This is a genomic window from Flavobacterium sp. FlaQc-49 (assembly GCF_044005985.1).
In the GTDB taxonomy this organism is placed as follows: domain Bacteria; phylum Bacteroidota; class Bacteroidia; order Flavobacteriales; family Flavobacteriaceae; genus Flavobacterium; species Flavobacterium cupriresistens.
The window spans coordinates 660,722-678,301 of record NZ_JBIPCS010000003.1 but is presented as its reverse complement, the minus strand read 5'-3'; the positions used below and the strand labels follow the sequence as shown (position 1 = coordinate 678,301).

Annotated in this window: 14 protein-coding genes and 4 tRNA genes; all 18 read right to left on the bottom strand. The window is 35.8% G+C overall.

Going from position 1 to position 17,580, the window contains the following annotated elements:
* Positions 1–405: 405 nt before the first annotated feature.
* The 18 genes from ACHRV3_RS09260 to ACHRV3_RS09175 all read right to left on the bottom strand — a co-directional run bounded on the left by ACHRV3_RS09260 (position 406) and on the right by ACHRV3_RS09175 (position 17,571).
* Entirely contained in the window at positions 406–717 is a 312-nt protein-coding gene (locus ACHRV3_RS09260; protein WP_047777907.1) for a DUF3467 domain-containing protein, read from the bottom strand.
* Positions 718–728: 11 nt separating this feature from the next.
* Positions 729–5,039, bottom strand: a complete 4,311-nt coding sequence (rpoC, locus tag ACHRV3_RS09255; RefSeq protein ID WP_230004746.1) for a DNA-directed RNA polymerase subunit beta' — start codon at positions 5,037–5,039, stop codon at positions 729–731.
* Between the two features lie 272 nt (positions 5,040–5,311).
* Entirely contained in the window at positions 5,312–9,124 is a 3,813-nt protein-coding gene (rpoB, locus tag ACHRV3_RS09250) for a DNA-directed RNA polymerase subunit beta (protein WP_047777909.1), read from the bottom strand.
* A gap of 266 nt (positions 9,125–9,390) precedes the next feature.
* Positions 9,391–9,762: a 50S ribosomal protein L7/L12 gene (rplL, locus tag ACHRV3_RS09245; RefSeq protein ID WP_007807437.1), complete on the bottom strand. Its 372-nt coding sequence runs from the start codon at positions 9,760–9,762 to the stop codon at positions 9,391–9,393.
* A gap of 89 nt (positions 9,763–9,851) precedes the next feature.
* Positions 9,852–10,358, bottom strand: coding sequence for a 50S ribosomal protein L10 (gene rplJ / locus ACHRV3_RS09240; RefSeq protein WP_047777912.1), 507 nt, complete (start codon positions 10,356–10,358; stop codon positions 9,852–9,854).
* A gap of 22 nt (positions 10,359–10,380) precedes the next feature.
* Positions 10,381–11,070, bottom strand: coding sequence for a 50S ribosomal protein L1 (gene rplA / locus ACHRV3_RS09235; protein WP_007807440.1), 690 nt, complete (start codon positions 11,068–11,070; stop codon positions 10,381–10,383).
* Between the two features lie 13 nt (positions 11,071–11,083).
* Positions 11,084–11,521: a 50S ribosomal protein L11 gene (gene rplK, locus ACHRV3_RS09230; RefSeq protein WP_007807442.1), complete on the bottom strand. Its 438-nt coding sequence runs from the start codon at positions 11,519–11,521 to the stop codon at positions 11,084–11,086.
* A 67-nt stretch (positions 11,522–11,588) separates the two neighbouring features.
* Entirely contained in the window at positions 11,589–12,140 is a 552-nt protein-coding gene (nusG, locus tag ACHRV3_RS09225) for a transcription termination/antitermination protein NusG (RefSeq protein WP_029273444.1), read from the bottom strand.
* Positions 12,141–12,150: 10 nt separating this feature from the next.
* Positions 12,151–12,348 (bottom strand): preprotein translocase subunit SecE, encoded by a 198-nt coding sequence (gene secE, locus ACHRV3_RS09220; RefSeq protein WP_047777913.1) that lies wholly within the window; start codon positions 12,346–12,348, stop codon positions 12,151–12,153.
* An 18-nt stretch (positions 12,349–12,366) separates the two neighbouring features.
* Positions 12,367–12,437 (bottom strand) — tRNA-Trp (locus tag ACHRV3_RS09215).
* A 59-nt stretch (positions 12,438–12,496) separates the two neighbouring features.
* The gene (gene tuf, locus ACHRV3_RS09210; protein WP_047777914.1) at positions 12,497–13,684 is read right to left on the bottom strand and encodes an elongation factor Tu; all 1,188 of its coding nucleotides are present in this window, start codon (positions 13,682–13,684) and stop codon (positions 12,497–12,499) included.
* 55 nt (positions 13,685–13,739) lie between these two features.
* Positions 13,740–13,811 (bottom strand) — tRNA-Thr (locus ACHRV3_RS09205).
* A gap of 90 nt (positions 13,812–13,901) precedes the next feature.
* Positions 13,902–13,982: transfer RNA gene (locus ACHRV3_RS09200), tRNA-Tyr, on the bottom strand.
* Positions 13,983–14,105: 123 nt separating this feature from the next.
* Positions 14,106–14,179, bottom strand: a tRNA-Thr gene (locus tag ACHRV3_RS09195).
* A 100-nt stretch (positions 14,180–14,279) separates the two neighbouring features.
* Positions 14,280–14,582, bottom strand: a complete 303-nt coding sequence (gene hpf, locus ACHRV3_RS09190; RefSeq protein WP_041517713.1) for a ribosome hibernation-promoting factor, HPF/YfiA family — start codon at positions 14,580–14,582, stop codon at positions 14,280–14,282.
* 34 nt (positions 14,583–14,616) lie between these two features.
* Entirely contained in the window at positions 14,617–15,510 is an 894-nt protein-coding gene (locus tag ACHRV3_RS09185; RefSeq protein ID WP_395434033.1) for a tyrosine-type recombinase/integrase, read from the bottom strand.
* 528 nt (positions 15,511–16,038) lie between these two features.
* A complete protein-coding gene (rpsU, locus tag ACHRV3_RS09180; RefSeq protein ID WP_026985791.1) occupies positions 16,039–16,233 on the bottom strand; it encodes a 30S ribosomal protein S21 in 195 nt (64 codons plus the stop codon).
* A gap of 195 nt (positions 16,234–16,428) precedes the next feature.
* The gene (locus tag ACHRV3_RS09175; RefSeq protein ID WP_047777919.1) at positions 16,429–17,571 is read right to left on the bottom strand and encodes an acyl-CoA dehydrogenase family protein; all 1,143 of its coding nucleotides are present in this window, start codon (positions 17,569–17,571) and stop codon (positions 16,429–16,431) included.
* Positions 17,572–17,580: the final 9 nt, after the last annotated feature.

Below are 17,580 nucleotides of genomic sequence, written 5' to 3'. Positions count from 1 at the left end.
TTTTTTAATTCTGTCCCCAATTTTTTTACACGCAGATTTAGCAGATTGCGCAGATTTTTTATAAAGGGCAAATAAGATCCGCCTAATCTGCTAAATCTGCGTGCAAAAAAAACTTTGCACGTTTTACGATTAGAAAATCAAACGCAAAAAATTTTCACAACAAATACGGCATAAAAAAAGCGCTAATTAAAAAATCAGCGCTTTTTTTAAAATTTGAATTAAACCAACCTTTATTAGTTTCTATATTCTAAAAATAAATCCTTTTATTAGATGTTGCAAATTAAAACAATAGAATCATAACACGAAATTTACTCGATGAACGTAATGAAAATCAGTTAAACTACCCGTCTCTGTATCGTTCATTTATTTCCATAAAAAAAGCCCCATTTCTGGGGCTTTTAAAATTTATGCTTGTCCCGCAGGACCAAAATTAAGCGGTATTGGTGCTTGTTCCGTCTCTTTGATCTCGCCGTGGGCTGCTTCAAATCGATGAATATTTTCACCAATTGCTTTTAATAATCTTTTAGCATGTTGTGGTGTCAATACAATTCTTGACTTTACCTTGGCTTTAGGAATACCGGGCATAATGCTCACAAAATCTAAAACAAACTCTGATGAAGAGTGATTTATAATCGCAAGATTAGAATAAATTCCCTCTGCAATTGTTTCGTCTAACTCAATATTAATTTGCTCTTGTTGTTGTTTCGAATTACTCATAGTGTCCTAAATTAATAAATATATTCTTCTTTATTAGCCATCATTTCATTGTAATCGTCTTTAGAACCAACGATAGTGTTATCGTATTCTCTCATACCGGTTCCGGCAGGGATTCTGTGTCCAACAATTACATTTTCTTTCAATCCTTCTAAATCATCTACTTTACCAGCTACAGCAGCTTCGTTAAGTACTTTTGTTGTTTCTTGGAAAGAAGCAGCAGAGATGAATGATTTAGTTTGTAGCGAAGCTCTTGTAATACCTTGTAAAACTGGCGTTGCAGTTGCAGTAATTACGTCTCTGGCTACAACCAGATTTTTATCATTTCGTTTCAACAATGAATTTTCATCACGTAAATCACGAGGTGTAATAATCTGACCTGGTTTCAATACAGCAGAATCTCCTGAATCTTCAACTACTTTCATACCGTATAATTTATCATTTTGAACGATAAAGTCTTTAGTGTGAATCAATTGATCTTCTAAGAATAAAGTATCTCCTGGATCTTGAACTCTTACTTTACGCATCATTTGACGAATAACTACCTCAAAGTGCTTGTCATTAATTTTTACTCCTTGTAAACGGTATACCTCTTGAATTTCATTTACCAAGTACTGTTGAACAGCAGCCGGTCCTTGAATTCTTAAAATATCGTCCGGTGTAATTGCACCGTCAGACAATGGTACTCCTGCTCTTACGAAGTCATTTTCTTGTACTAAGATTTGGCTTGAAAGTTTAACTAAATACTTTTTAATCTCACCAAATTTAGATTCGATAACAATTTCACGGTTACCTCTTTTGATTTTTCCAAAAGAAACAACACCGTCAATTTCAGAAACAACTGCTGGGTTAGAAGGGTTACGAGCCTCAAGCAACTCGGTAATTCTTGGAAGACCTCCTGTAATATCGCCTGCTTTAGAAGAACGACGTGGGATTTTTACCAATACTTTACCTGCTTTAATTTTCTCACCGTTCTCAACCATTAAGTGTGCTCCTACTGGTAAGTTATACGAACGAATCAATTCACCTTCTTTACCGTAAACCAATAAAGTTGGGATTAATTTTTTATTTCTTGCTTCAGAAATTACTTTTTCCTGGAAACCTGTCTGCTCATCGATTTCAACCATGAACGATTGTCCTTGCTCTAAATCTTCGTAAGCAATCTTACCTGTAAATTCAGAAACAATTACACCATTATATGGATCCCACTTACAGATCACAGATCCTTTAGTAACTACTTCACCATCCTTAACGAAAATACTAGATCCGTAAGGAATATTATGTGTATTTAAAACGATTCCGGTTTTCTCGTCAACTAATTTTAATTCTGTTGAACGTGATACCACGATATCAACTGCATTACCTTCGCTGTCTTCTCCTTTAACTGTTTTTAAATCTTCAATCTCAAGTCTACCGTTGAATCTTGTAACAATACTAGATTCTTCAGAAATACCTCCTGCAACCCCTCCAACGTGGAACGTACGAAGTGTTAACTGTGTACCTGGCTCACCAATAGATTGAGCTGCAATAACTCCAACTGCTTCACCTCTTTGTGTCATCTTACCGGTAGCTAAGTTTCTACCGTAACATTTCGCACAAATACCTTTTAAAGCCTCACAAGTTAATGGAGATCTAACTTCTACTCTTTCAATAGGAGAAGCTTCGATAACCTTCATAATTGCTTCAGTGATTTGTTGACCTGATTGAACAATTACTTCATTAGTAAGAGGATTAATAACATCTTGCAACGCAACACGTCCTAAAATTCTTTCTCCTAAAGATTCAACAATTTCCTCATTTTTCTTCAAAGCAGATACTTCAACACCTCTTAAAGTTCCACAATCTTCGATGTTTACAATAACATCTTGAGAAACGTCATGAAGTCTTCTTGTTAAGTATCCGGCATCAGCCGTTTTAAGAGCCGTATCCGCAAGTCCTTTACGAGCACCGTGAGTAGAAATGAAATACTCAAGAATCGAAAGACCTTCCTTAAAGTTAGAAAGAATCGGGTTTTCAATAATCTCACCACCACCGGCAGTAGATTTTTTAGGCTTAGCCATCAAACCACGCATACCTGTTAACTGACGAATCTGCTCCTTAGAACCCCTCGCTCCAGAGTCAAGCATCATATACACAGAGTTGAAACCTTGTTGGTCTTCTCTAATATTTTTCATTGCTAATTCTGTAAGCTGTGCATTCGCAGAAGTCCAAACGTCAATAACTTGGTTGTAACGCTCGTTATTCGTGATAAGACCCATGTTATAATTTACAGAAATACCTTCAACTTGCTCTCTGGCATCTGCAATTAATTTTGTTTTTTGTTCTGGAATTCTAATATCACCTAAAGAGAATGATAAACCTCCTCTAAATGCGAATTTATACCCCATGTCTTTCATATTATCCAAGAAAGCTGCTGTAGTAGGTACATTCGTCACACTTAAAATGTGTCCGATAATATCTCTAAGGTTTTTCTTAGTCAATACGTCATTGATATATCCTGCTGCTTCCGGTACTACTTCGTTAAATAATACACGTCCTGCAGTTGTTTGGATAATTTTATACACCAATTCTCCAGCCTCATTAAAATCTTTTGCTCTAATTCTTACACGAGCATTCAATTCTAATCTTCCTTCGTTTAATGCAATATTTACTTCTTCAGCAGAATAGAATGTTAAGTCTTGACCTAAAATAATGTGTTCTGGTGTAGAGATACGTTCTTTGGTCATATAATATAGACCCAAGACCATATCCTGAGAAGGTACCGTAATTGGAGCACCATTTGCAGGGTTAAGAATATTGTGAGAAGCCAACATTAATAATTGTGCCTCTAAAATAGCCTCTGGTCCTAATGGCAAGTGAACTGCCATCTGATCCCCATCAAAATCCGCGTTAAATGCCGTACAAACTAACGGGTGTAACTGGATTGCTTTTCCTTCAATTAATTTTGGTTGGAAAGCCTGGATACCAAGTCTGTGCAACGTAGGAGCACGGTTAAGTAATACAGGGTGTCCTTTAATTACATTTTCAAGGATATCCCAAACTACCGGCTCTTTTTTGTCTATGATTTTCTTAGCCGATTTTACTGTTTTAACAATACCTCTTTCAATCAATTTACGGATAACGAAAGGTTTGTATAATTCAGCTGCCATATCTTTTGGCAATCCGCATTCGAATAATTTTAATTCAGGACCAACAACAATTACCGAACGAGCAGAATAATCCACACGTTTTCCTAAAAGGTTTTGACGGAAACGTCCTTGTTTACCTTTTAATGAATCTGATAATGATTTTAATGGTCTGTTAGATTCTGTTTTAACAGCAGAAGCTTTACGAGTGTTATCAAATAATGAATCTACAGATTCTTGTAACATACGTTTTTCGTTTCTTAAGATTACTTCAGGAGCTTTAATCTCCATTAATCTTTTCAAACGGTTGTTACGGATGATTACACGACGATATAAATCATTTAAATCTGAAGTTGCAAAACGACCTCCATCAAGTGGCACAAGCGGACGTAATTCTGGTGGAATAACAGGAACCACTTTCATAATCATCCATTCCGGACGGTTTTCGCGGTTTAAGTTAGACTCACGGAAAGACTCAACAACTTGTAATCTTTTTAATGCTTCAGTTTTACGTTGTTTAGATGTTTCGTTGTTAGCACTGTGTCTTAGTTGGTAAGATAACTCATCTAAGTCAATACGCGCTAATAAATCCATAATACATTCTGCTCCCATTTTGGCAACAAATTTATTAGGATCCATATCATCTAAGTATAGATTTTCTTGTGGAAGAGTATCTAAAATATTCAAATATTCTTCTTCTGTTAAGAAATCTAATCTTTGTAAGGATTCTCCATCTGCATTTTTAGCAATACCAGCTTGAATTACTACGTATCTTTCGTAGTAAATGATCATATCTAATTTCTTAGATGGAAGACCAAGGATATAACCAATTTTGTTTGGAAGAGAACGGAAATACCAGATGTGAGCGATTGGCACAACAAGGTTGATGTGTCCTACTCTGTCACGACGTACTTTTTTCTCAGTAACTTCAACACCACAACGGTCACAGATGATCCCTTTGTAACGAATTCTTTTATATTTACCACAAGCACACTCAAAATCCTTAACAGGTCCAAAAATTCTTTCGCAGAAAAGTCCGTCTCTTTCAGGTTTGTGCGTTCTGTAGTTGATTGTTTCTGGCTTTAAAACCTCTCCTCTTGATTCTTTCAAGATAGATTCAGGTGAAGCTAATCCAATAGAGATTTTATTAAATCTTTTTACCGGATTTTTATCTTTATTATTGTTTCTATTATTCATCATAGTTTTTACTATTGATTTATTTGCAATTAAAAATTGATTTTTGTTTAAGTCGAAAGCCACTGCTGACTTTATGACTGTTAACACTACCTCGGGTTACTTCTCTAAACTTCAAACCTTTAAATTTTGAAGCGCTAGATATAAAACATATTCAGTTTTATAAAAAATCGGAACGGTTTACGGGTATAAATCCTAAAAACTTTAATTTTAGTAAACAGCTACAGTCTCAGTTTTCAGTGTTGAACTGAATACTGAGACTGCGACTGAAAACTTATTTATTCTTCTAAACGAATATCTAGTCCAAGACCTTTTAATTCGTGCATCAATACGTTGAATGATTCTGGTAAACCTGGTTCTGGCATAGACTCTCCCTTAACGATAGCTTCGTAAGTTTTAGCTCTACCAATAACGTCATCCGATTTAACAGTTAAGATTTCTCTAAGTGTACTTGATGCTCCATAAGCCTCAAGTGCCCAAACCTCCATCTCTCCAAAACGCTGACCTCCGAATTGCGCCTTACCTCCAAGAGGTTGTTGCGTAATCAATGAGTATGGTCCGATAGAACGTGCGTGCATCTTATCATCAACCATGTGTCCTAATTTAAGCATGTAAATTACACCCACAGTCGCTGCTTGATGGAAACGCTCTCCAGTACCACCATCATAAAGGTGTGTATGTCCGAAACGTGGAACTCCAGCTTCATCAGTTAATTCATTAATTTGATCTAAAGAAGCACCGTCAAAAATTGGAGTAGCAAATTTTCTACCCAAGTTCATACCGGCCCATCCAAGAACAGTTTCATAAATCTGACCAATGTTCATACGTGAAGGTACCCCAAGTGGATTCAATACGATATCTACCGGTGTTCCGTCTTCAAGGAAAGGCATATCTTCATGACGAACGATTCTTGCAACAATACCTTTGTTACCGTGACGTCCTGCCATTTTATCCCCAACTTTCAATTTACGTTTTTTAGCAATGTAAATCTTAGCTAATTTCAAGATTCCAGATGGTAATTCATCTCCAACTGTGATCGTAAATTTCTCTCTTCTTAAAGATCCTTGTAAGTCGTTAAGCTTAATTTTATAGTTATGAATTAAATCATTCACCATTTTATTTGTAGCATCATCAGCAACCCATTGACCTTTGCTTAAGTGAGCAAAATCTTCTACTGCGTAAAGCATTTTTTGAGTATATTTTTTACCTTTTGGTAAAACTTCTTCACCCAAATCATTCATTACACCTTGAGATGTTTTTCCGTTAACGATCAAGAATAATTTTTCAACCAATCTGTCTTTTAATTCAACAAATTTAGTTTCAAATTCCATTTCTAAAGCGCCTAAAGCATCTTTATCCTGAGTACGTTTACGTTTATCTTTTACGGCTCTTGCAAATAATTTTTTGTCAAGAACTACACCATGTAAAGATGGAGAAGCTTTTAATGAAGCATCTTTTACATCACCCGCTTTATCCCCGAAGATTGCACGAAGCAATTTCTCTTCCGGAGTTGGATCTGATTCTCCTTTTGGTGTAATTTTTCCGATCAAAATGTCGCCAGGTTTAACCTCTGCTCCAATTCTGATCATACCGTTTTCATCTAAATCTTTAGTAGCTTCTTCAGAAACGTTAGGAATATCGTTTGTTAACTCTTCATTTCCTAACTTAGTATCTCTAACCTCTAATGAATAATCATCAACGTGGATAGAAGTAAAAATATCATCACGAACTACTTTTTCAGAAATTACAATCGCATCCTCAAAGTTATACCCTTTCCATGGCATGAACGCAACTTTTAAGTTTCTACCTAAAGCTAATTCACCATTTTGAGTAGCATATCCTTCTGATAATACTTGACCAAGACTAACTCTGTCTCCTTTTCTTACGATTGGTTTCAGGTTAATACTTGTACCTTGATTGGTTTTTCTAAATTTAATTAAGTTGTATGTTTTCTCATCAGCATCAAAACTAACCATTCTTTCATCTTCAGTACGGTCGTATTTGATAGTAATGATATTAGCATCAACATATTCTACAGTTCCATCTCCTTCAGCATTAATTAATACTCTGGAATCTGAAGCTACTTGACGCTCTAAACCTGTACCAACGATTGGTGCTTCCGGACGGATCAAAGGAACCGCCTGACGCATCATGTTAGATCCCATCAAGGCTCTATTCGCATCATCATGTTCCAAGAAAGGAATCAATGAAGCCGAAATCGAAGCAATCTGGTTAGGAGCAACGTCTGTATAATGTACTGCTGATGGCTCAACAACCGGGAAGTCACCTTCCTCACGCGCAATAACATTGCTCGCTGTAATTTTACCTGTAGCATCCATTTCAATGTTTGCCTGAGCAATCATTTTTCCTTCTTCTTCTTCAGCACTCAAATAAATAGGAGTACTTTCCAAATCAACTACACCTTCAGTAACTTTACGGTAAGGAGTTTCGATGAAACCCATTCCGTTAACTTTTGCATAAACACCAAGAGATGAAATCAAACCAATGTTTGGTCCCTCTGGAGTTTCAATCGGACATAAACGACCATAGTGTGTATAGTGAACGTCACGAACCTCGAAACCAGCTCTCTCTCTCGAAAGTCCACCTGGTCCAAGTGCAGATAATCTTCTCTTGTGTGTAATCTCAGCTAATGGATTCGTTTGATCCATAAATTGAGACAACTGGTTTGTTCCAAAGAAAGAGTTGATAACTGATGATAATGTTTTAGCATTAATCAAATCAATTGGTGTAAACACCTCGTTATCTCTAACGTTCATACGCTCTCTAATAGTTCTAGCCATACGTGCTAAACCTACACCGAATTGTTGAGACAATTGTTCTCCAACTGTTCTAACACGACGGTTAGATAAGTGATCAATATCATCAATCTCTGCTTTAGAGTTGATCAATTCGATCAAATATTTTACAATGGTAATGATATCTTCTTTGGTAAGCACTTGCTTTTCCATCGGGATATCTAAACCAAGTTTTTTGTTCATTCTGTAACGACCTACCTCACCTAAGTTGTAACGTTGATCAGAGAAGAACAATTTATCTATAATACCACGAGCCGTTTCCTCATCAGGCGGTTCAGCGTTACGCAACTGACGGTAAATGTGCTCTACAGCTTCTTTTTCAGAGTTTGTTGGATCTTTTTGTAATGTATTGTGGATAATAGCATAATCTGCTTGGTTATTATCCTCTTTGTGTAACAAAATAGATTTAACGTTAGAATCGATGATCTCTTCCACATTATCTTTGTCGATAATAGTATCACGATCAAGGATGATTTCGTTACGCTCGATAGAAACTACCTCACCGGTATCTTCATCAACGAAATCCTCATGCCATGTATTCAATACACGTGCAGCAAGTCTTCTTCCAATATACTTTTTGATACCTGTTTTAGAAACTTTAATTTCTTCAGCAAGGTCGAAAATTTCAAGGATATCCTTATCTCTTTCGAATCCGATTGCACGGAATAAAGTTGTAACCGGTAATTTTTTCTTTCTATCGATATACGCGTACATAACGCTGTTGATATCTGTAGAAAATTCTATCCAAGAACCTTTAAAAGGAATTACTCTGGCAGAATATAATTTTGTTCCATTTGCATGGAATGATTGTCCAAAGAAAACCCCAGGAGAACGGTGTAGTTGAGATACTACAACACGCTCAGCACCATTAATTACAAAGGTACCACTTGGCGTCATGTAAGGAATTGTTCCAAGATAAACATCTTGTACAATAGTTTCAAAATCTTCGTGTTCTGGATCTGTACAGTATAGTTTTAACCTGGCTTTTAAAGGCACACTATAAGTAAGTCCTCTCTCTATACATTCTTGAATTGTATAACGTGGTGGGTCTACAAAATAATCCAGGAACTCCAATACAAAGTTATTTCTTGTATCTGTGATTGGAAAGTTTTCCATGAAGGTGTTGTACAACCCTTCGTTGCCTCTCTCGTCAGATTTAGTTTCTAATTGAAAAAAATCTTTAAAGGATTTAACCTGAACATCTAGAAAATCCGGATAGTCAGGAATATTTTTTGTAGAGGCAAAATTCAATCTTTCAGTCTGATTTGTTATCATCAATGAACAAAATTTTGATTAAAAAAAAAGTAGTTTTTTGTGTAAAAACACATTGTTTAATGTATACTTTCTTATTGTAATCAATACATCTTTAAAAATAAACCAAGAAAATAAGGCTTAATTTTTTTTCTTCGTATTGATCAAAAACTTTTTCGTATTTTAAACTATTTGATAATAAAACATGCTATATTTTATTATACGAAAAATGGTTTAGGCCATTGAGTTTTGACTCAAGACCTAAACCTAGTTCTTAAAACCGAGTAAACTTATTTAAGTTCAACTACAGCTCCAGCTTCTTCTAATGATTTTTTAAGACCTTCAGCCTCTTCTTTAGAAACACCTTCTTTAACGTTACTTGGAGCACCGTCAACTACATCTTTAGCTTCTTTAAGACCTAAACCTGTAAGTTCTTTAACTAATTTTACAACAGCTAATTTAGAAGCTCCAGCTTCTTTTAATACTACTGTAAATTCAGTTTGTGCTTCTTCAGCAGCACCTTCTCCACCACCAGCAGCAACTACAACCGCTGCAGCAGCAGGCTCGATACCATACTCGTCTTTTAATATTGTTGCTAATTCGTTAACTTCTTTAACTGTTAGGTTAACTAATTGTTCTGCGAATTGTTTCAAATCTGCCATTTTTTCTATCGTTTAAAATGATTTGTAAAATTATAATTTATTTGTGTGTGCGAATTTATCAACACAAGAGACAGTAGCTGTCTTTTGTATTATGCTTCTTCAGTTGCTGCTTCTTCTCCAGCAAATTTGTTTTGAAGTGCAGAAATAATTCTTTGAGCTGGTGATTGTAACAATCCGATAAGCTCTCCAAGAAGTTCTTCTTTAGATTTAATAGTTGCTAACGCATCTAATTGATCATCTCCAATGTAAATTTCAGAATTGATATAAGCTCCTTTTAATAAAGGTTTAGCTGATTTTTTTCTGAAATCTTTGATTATTTTTCCAGGTGCATTTGCAACGTCTGAAATAAAGATAGCGCTGTTACCAGTCAATACTGAAGGTAAATCACCATAGTCATTAGCAGAAGCTTCCATTGCTTTTGCAAGCAAAGTGTTTTTTACAACTTCTAATTTAATACCTGCTTTAAAACAAGCTCTTCTCAAGTTTGAAGTTGTTTCTGCATTTAATCCAGAAATATCAGATACATAAATAATATTTGTACCAGCTAACTGCGCAGTTAAATCTTCAATCGCGATTGATTTTTCTTCTCTAGTCATACTAAAAATTATTAACTACCAATTATACTGCTTTAGGGTCCAAAGCAATTGCCGGACTCATAGTGCTTGTAAGGTGAATACCTTTAATGTAGGTACCTTTAGCAGCAGTTGGTTTAAGTTTGATTAATGTTTGAATAATTTCGTGTGCATTGTCATAAATTTGCTCAGCTCCAAAAGAAACTTTACCAATTCCTGCATGTACGATACCAGTTTTATCAACTTTAAAGTCAATTTTACCAGCTTTAACCTCTGCAACAGCTTTTGCAACATCCATAGTTACAGTACCTGTTTTAGGGTTTGGCATTAAACCTCTAGGTCCTAAAATACGACCTAATGGACCTAATTTACCCATAACAGCTGGCATAGTGATGATTACATCAACATCTGTCCAACCATCTTTAATTTTTTGTAAGTAATCGTCAAGACCTACATAATCAGCTCCAGCTTCTTTAGCTTCCGCTTCTTTATCTGGAGTAACTAATGCTAATACTTTAACGTCTTTACCAGTTCCGTGAGGTAATGTAACTACACCTCTAACCATTTGATTCGCTTTTCTTGGATCAACACCCAAACGAACTGCGATATCAACAGACTCATCAAATTTTGCAGAAGCTATAACTTTAATCAATGCAGCAGCATCTTTCAAAGAGTATAGTTTGTTCTTTTCAATTTTTGAAGCAGCCTCTTTTTGCTTTTTTGTTAATTTTGCCATTTCTTTCTCTTAATTAAAAAGGAGCATCTCCTGATACAGTTATACCCATAGATCTAGCAGTTCCAGCGATCATGCTCATTGCAGATTCGATTGTGAATGCATTTAAATCTACCATTTTATCTTCAGCAATTGCTTTGATAACGTCCCAAGTAACGCTAGCTACTTTTTTACGATTTGGTTCACCTGATCCAGACTTTAGCTTTGCAGCTTCCAATAATTGGACAGCAGCTGGAGGAGTTTTTACAACAAAATCAAATGATTTGTCTTTATACACAGTAATTTGTACTGGGCATATTTTGCCAGGTTTATCTTGTGTTCTAGCATTGAACTGCTTACAGAACTCCATGATATTAACCCCAGCAGCTCCTAAAGCAGGTCCAACCGGTGGCGACGGGTTCGCAGCACCTCCCTTAACTTGTAGTTTAACTACCTTACTAATTTCTTTAGCCATTTTTTAAAAAATTTAACACCATAATCATAGGAAGCAATTATAGTGGTTATTATAGATGTAACAAAAATTATACTTTTTCAACTTGCATAAAGCTCAATTCCAATGGTGTTTTTCTTCCGAAAATCTTAACCATTACTTCAAGTTTACGCTTCTCTTCGTTTATTTTCTCAACCGTACCGTTAAATCCGTTAAAAGGACCATCGATCACTTTTACAGTTTCTCCTAAGTTGAACGGAATTGCACGAGTATCTGTATTTACAGCAAGCTCATCTACTTTTCCTAACATACGATTTACTTCAGAAAGTCTCAATGGAACAGGCTCGCCCCCTTTGATCTCTCCTAAAAAACCAATTACACTGGTAATTGACTTAATAATATGAGGTATCTCACCAACCAAGTTGGCTTCGATCATAACATATCCAGGGAAATAAACTTTATCCTTAGACATTTTCTTTCCTTCTTTTACGGTAACTACTTTTTCTGTAGGTACTAAAACTTGGGAAACATAATCACCCATACCTAATCTGGCAATCTCAGTTTCGATATAAGCTTTGACTTTATTTTCTTGTCCGCTTACAGCTCTAACTACGTACCATTTTTTCACATTATTATCTGCCATCACAAAAAAATTATCCTTTTAACCAGTTAAAAAATCCAGCTAAAGCTTTTGCAAAAAATTCGTCTGTTCCCCATGTTGCCAAAGCAAACAGTATCGAAAATACAGCCACAACAATTGTCAATTTCTGAACCTCAGCCCAAGCCGGCCAAGTAACATTTGACTTTAACTCTTCGAAAGCCTCTGATAAATAATTCGTAACTTTTGTCATTTGATATATTTTTTATTGCACGGGCGGAGGGATTCGAACCCCCATCAACGGTTTTGGAGACCGCTATTCTACCCTTGAACTACGCCCGTAATTAAAAGCCAGTGATTTCAGTTAAGAAAATCAACTGGCTTCTTATAATTTTATAGGATTATCCTACGATTTCAGTCACCTGACCTGCTCCTACAGTTCTACCACCTTCACGGATAGCGAAACGTAAACCAACGCTCATTGCGATTGGGCTTAATAAAGCAACATTAATTGTCAAGTTGTCTCCTGGCATTACCATCTCTACTCCTTCTGGTAAAGTAATAACTCCTGTTACGTCAGTTGTACGTACGTAGAACTGTGGACGGTAGTTATTATGGAATGGAGTGTGACGTCCACCTTCTTCTTTTTTCAAGATATAAACCTCAGCTTTGAAAGTAGCGTGTGGTTTTACTGATCCTGGCTTAATGATAACCATTCCTCTTTTGATAGATTCTTTATCAACACCTCTTAACAATAAACCTACGTTATCTCCAGCTTCACCTCTGTCAAGGATTTTACGGAACATCTCAACTCCTGTAATAGTAGAAGTTAATTTGTCAGCTCCCATACCAATGATTTCAACTGCATCTCCAGTATTAGCAATTCCAGTTTCGATACGACCTGTAGCAACAGTTCCACGACCAGTAATTGTAAATACATCTTCAACAGGCATTAAGAAAGGTTTTGCAGTATCACGGATTGGCTCCTCGATCCAAGCATCAACAGCTTCCATTAATTCAATAATTTTAGGAACCCAAGCAGGATCATTATTCAATCCTCCTAAAGCAGAACCTTGAACTACAGGACCATTATCTCCATCATATTCGTAGAAAGATAATAAATCTCTAATTTCCATTTCAACAAGCTCTAACAATTCAGCATCATCAACCATATCCACTTTGTTCATGAATACAACCATTCTTGGAATACCAACCTGACGACCTAAAAGGATGTGCTCACGAGTTTGTGGCATTGGACCATCTGTAGCAGCAACTACTAAGATAGCACCGTCCATTTGAGCAGCACCAGTAACCATGTTCTTTACGTAATCCGCGTGACCTGGACAGTCAACGTGAGCGTAGTGACGGTTAGCTGTTTCATACTCTACGTGTGATGTATTAATAGTAATACCTCTTTCTTTCTCCTCTGGAGCGTTATCGATTTGATCAAACGATTTAGCTTGACAGTAACCAGCGTCAGACAATACTTTTGTAATTGCTGCAGTTAATGTAGTTTTTCCGTGATCTACGTGTCCAATTGTACCTATGTTTAAGTGCGGTTTGGAACGATTAAAATTCTCCTTTGCCATTTTACTTAATTTTTAATCTTAGTTATATATTAATTTTCAATTTCCTACTTACTTGAGCCAACTACGGGAATTGAACCCGTGACCTCTTCCTTACCAAGGAAGCACTCTACCCCTGAGCTAAGTCGGCAGAGAGTTCTGATTTTAGATTTTTGAATCTTAGATTTAAGACTTTCAATATCCTTAACCTACAACCCGAAATCTTAACTTCTTTTTTTTGTGGGGAGAGCAGGATTCGAACCTGCGAAGTTCACACAGCAGATTTACAGTCTGCCCTCGTTGGCCGCTTGAGTATCTCCCCGAAATAATTTATGATTTTAGACTTCTGATTTTAGATTAAAACCTAAAATCTTTCTCTAATCATAAATACTTTTTTCAATAATTTAAAAGAACCTGTTTCAAATCGCATTTGAAACTTTTTTAGAGCCGGCGGAGGGACTCGAACCCACGACCTGCTGATTACAAATCAGCTGCTCTAGCCAACTGAGCTACGCTGGCAAACTCATTAAAAAAGTCCGCTATTTCTAACGGACTGCAAATGTAGCTAATTTATCCTTTAATCAAAACATTTTTTGAAAAAAATTTCAATTAAATTCAATTATATATGTGTTCTAATTTTTTCTTTCCTCTTTACAAGCAATCGTTCTAAAGATTCTGCCGAAAGCTCAATCGCCTCTTCAAACGTTTTACACTGCTTTTTAACCAAAAAATCATCCCCAGGAACATTAATCTTTATCTCTACCGCCTTATTCTCCTTATCACTTGTTCTTTCCACTTTCAAAAAAACATCTGCCGAAACCACTCGATCGTAGTATTTTTCCAACTTATCCATTCTTTCCTGAATAAAATCTACCAACTTTCTGTCAACAGTAAAGTTAACTGCATGAACATCTACCTTCATAATATAAATTTTAGGGTTAAACATTTAAGAACTATTATTTATTTCTCGGATGCGCGTCACCATACACTTTCTTCAACTCTACCAAACTATTATGAGTATAAACTTGCGTAGACGCCAAACTCGAATGCCCTAATAATTCTTTAACTGAATTCAAATCCGCTCCGTTATTTAATAAGTGAGTCGCAAAAGTATGCCTGAGGACATGTGGACTTTTTTTTACCTTTTCAGAGACCCTACTAAAGTATGAATTTATTAAACGATACACAAAAGATTCACTCAATTTTAACCCTTTCCTTGAAATAAAAAAATAATTCTGATCCACTATTTTCTCTAAAGAAGATCTTTCCTTCAAATACAACTCAAACTGCCCTAAAACAACAGGAAGAACCGGAATTATACGCTCTTTATTTCTTTTCCCCAAAACCTTTATCACCCCTGAAGACAAATCCACATTAGAGACCATCAAATTAATCAACTCCGCTCTTCGAATTCCGGTTGCATAAAACAACTCCACAACAAGCTTGTCCCTGATCTCCTCAAAACCAATCGGACTACTAACCTCCTCCATCAAATCAACAAGTTCTTTTTCAGAAAATGGAATCTGAACAATTTTAGGCGTTTTCAAAGCCTTATGCTTCAACATCGGATTTACTTCTATTTGTTTTGTTTTTAAAAGGAACTTATAAAAAGCTCGCAGAGAAGCCATTTTTCTATTCACAGAAACATTAGAAACACCCTGATCTACCAAAGAGACAATCCAACTTCTAATTTGACCGTAATGAACCTGCTCTATATTCTCCTGTTCAAATTGAGACTGATTAAAAATTTCAAAAAATGAGATATCACCCAGATACGCATTAACCGTATGAAGGGAATATTTTTTCTCTAATTGCAGATAATCACGAAATGCTTCTTTATTTGTTTTCATACAAAACCACCGTTATATATCACACCTAATTTGCTCCTCGAAAAAACCAGAAACTAAAGGGAATTAAAATTCCAATTTTTGAAATTCCAAATTCCAAATCTGAACGACAAACTTTTCTAACCTTAATCCCAAAACTATTTAAAACGCAAGTCGAAATAAAATTCCAATTTTTGAAATTCCAAATTCCAAATCTGAACAACAAACTTTTCTGACCTTAACCCAAAACGATTCGAAAACACAAGTTGAAATAAAATTCCAATCCTTGAAATTCCAAATTCCAAATCTGAACGACAAACTTTTCTGACCTTAACCCAAAACTATTCGAAAGCACAAGTTGAAATAAAATTCCAATCTTTGAAATTCCAAATTCCAAATCTGAACGACAAACTTTTCTGAAGCTAATCTAAAAGTCACTCAAAAAGGATCATGTCGAAAATTCGACAATCTCAAAATTAGGCATAAAAAAACCGTTAGCATCAAAAAAATATATTTTTGACCGCTAACGGTAATTATTTTGATAAGCTACTACTAACTTTCTAAACCATCTCTCATGTTTTGAATGTAAGCCGCTTTTTGAATTTGAGCTCTTTTGATTACAGAAGGCTTAATAAAAGCAGTACGTGCTCTTAATTGACGAACAGTTCCTGTTTTATCAAATTTTCTTTTATAGCGCTTTAATGCTCTATCGATATTTTCTCCGTCTTTAATTGGTATAATTAACATAATATTGACACCTCCTCTCGTTAAGGCTGCAAAAGTAATTATTAATTATGAGTTATCAGTTATAAATTATGAATTATTTTTCTTTAAATAAAAGAAAAGAGAGAATAGAATATAGAAAACAGACTCAAGCTACGTCAATCCTAACTTAGACCAACAAAACCTACTCTATATTCTATTCTCTTTACTCTATAAATTCTATTCTTTCAGCAAATTTCTGGCAATTACTACTTTCTGAATCTCAGTCGTTCCTTCTCCTATCGTACATAATTTAGAGTCACGATAGAATTTCTCAACTGGAAAATCTTTAGTATATCCATAACCTCCATGAATTTGAACTGCTTCGTTTGCAATTTTAACGCAGGCTTCTGAGGCATACATTTTTGCCATAGCTCCGCTTGTCGTAACCGGTTTGTGCTGCTGCTTTAAGAAAGCTGCTTTATGTAACAACAATTCTGAAGCTTCAATTTCTGTTGCCATATCAGCCAATTTAAAAGAGATACCTTGAAAACTACTAATAGGTTGCCCAAACTGATGTCTTTCTTTTGAATATTTTAATGCTGCTTCATATGCTCCTTTGGAAATTCCAAGTGACAAAGCTCCGATAGAGATTCTACCGCCATCTAATATTTTCATTGCCTGAACAAAGCCCTGGCCCACTTCTCCTAATCGGTTAGCATCAGAAATACGACAATTGTCAAAAACCAACTCAGCTGTTTCACTGGCGCGCATTCCTAATTTATTTTCTTTTCTGCCAGACGTAAATCCAGGCATCCCTTTTTCAAAAACAAAAGCCGTCATTCCTTTTGAATCGCCTTTTTCTCCTGTACGAACAATCACAACAGCAACATCACCTGAAATCGCATGTGTGATAAAGTTTTTAGCACCATTGACAATCCAAAAATCACCATCTTTAACGGCAGTGGTATTCATCCCTCCGGCATCAGAACCTGTATTGTGTTCTGTTAAACCCCAGGCTCCTATAAATTCCGCAGTTGCTAATTTTGGTAACCATTTTTTCTTTTGCTCTTCATTTCCAAAAGTCAAAATATGATTTGTACATAATGAATTATGCGCCGCAACGGATAATCCAATAGAAGGATCTACTTTTGAGATTTCTTCTACAACAGTAATATACTCGTGATACCCTAAGCCACTTCCTCCATACTCTTCAGGAACTAAAACGCCCATGAATCCCATTTCTCCTAATTCTTTAAATAAGGCAACAGGGAAAGTTTGCGCTTCATCCCATTCCATTATATTAGGTCTGATGTTTTTGTCCGCAAATTCCTTTATTGACTGCGCAATCATTAATTGTGTTTCGTTATAATCAAAATTCATAGTGGTCAG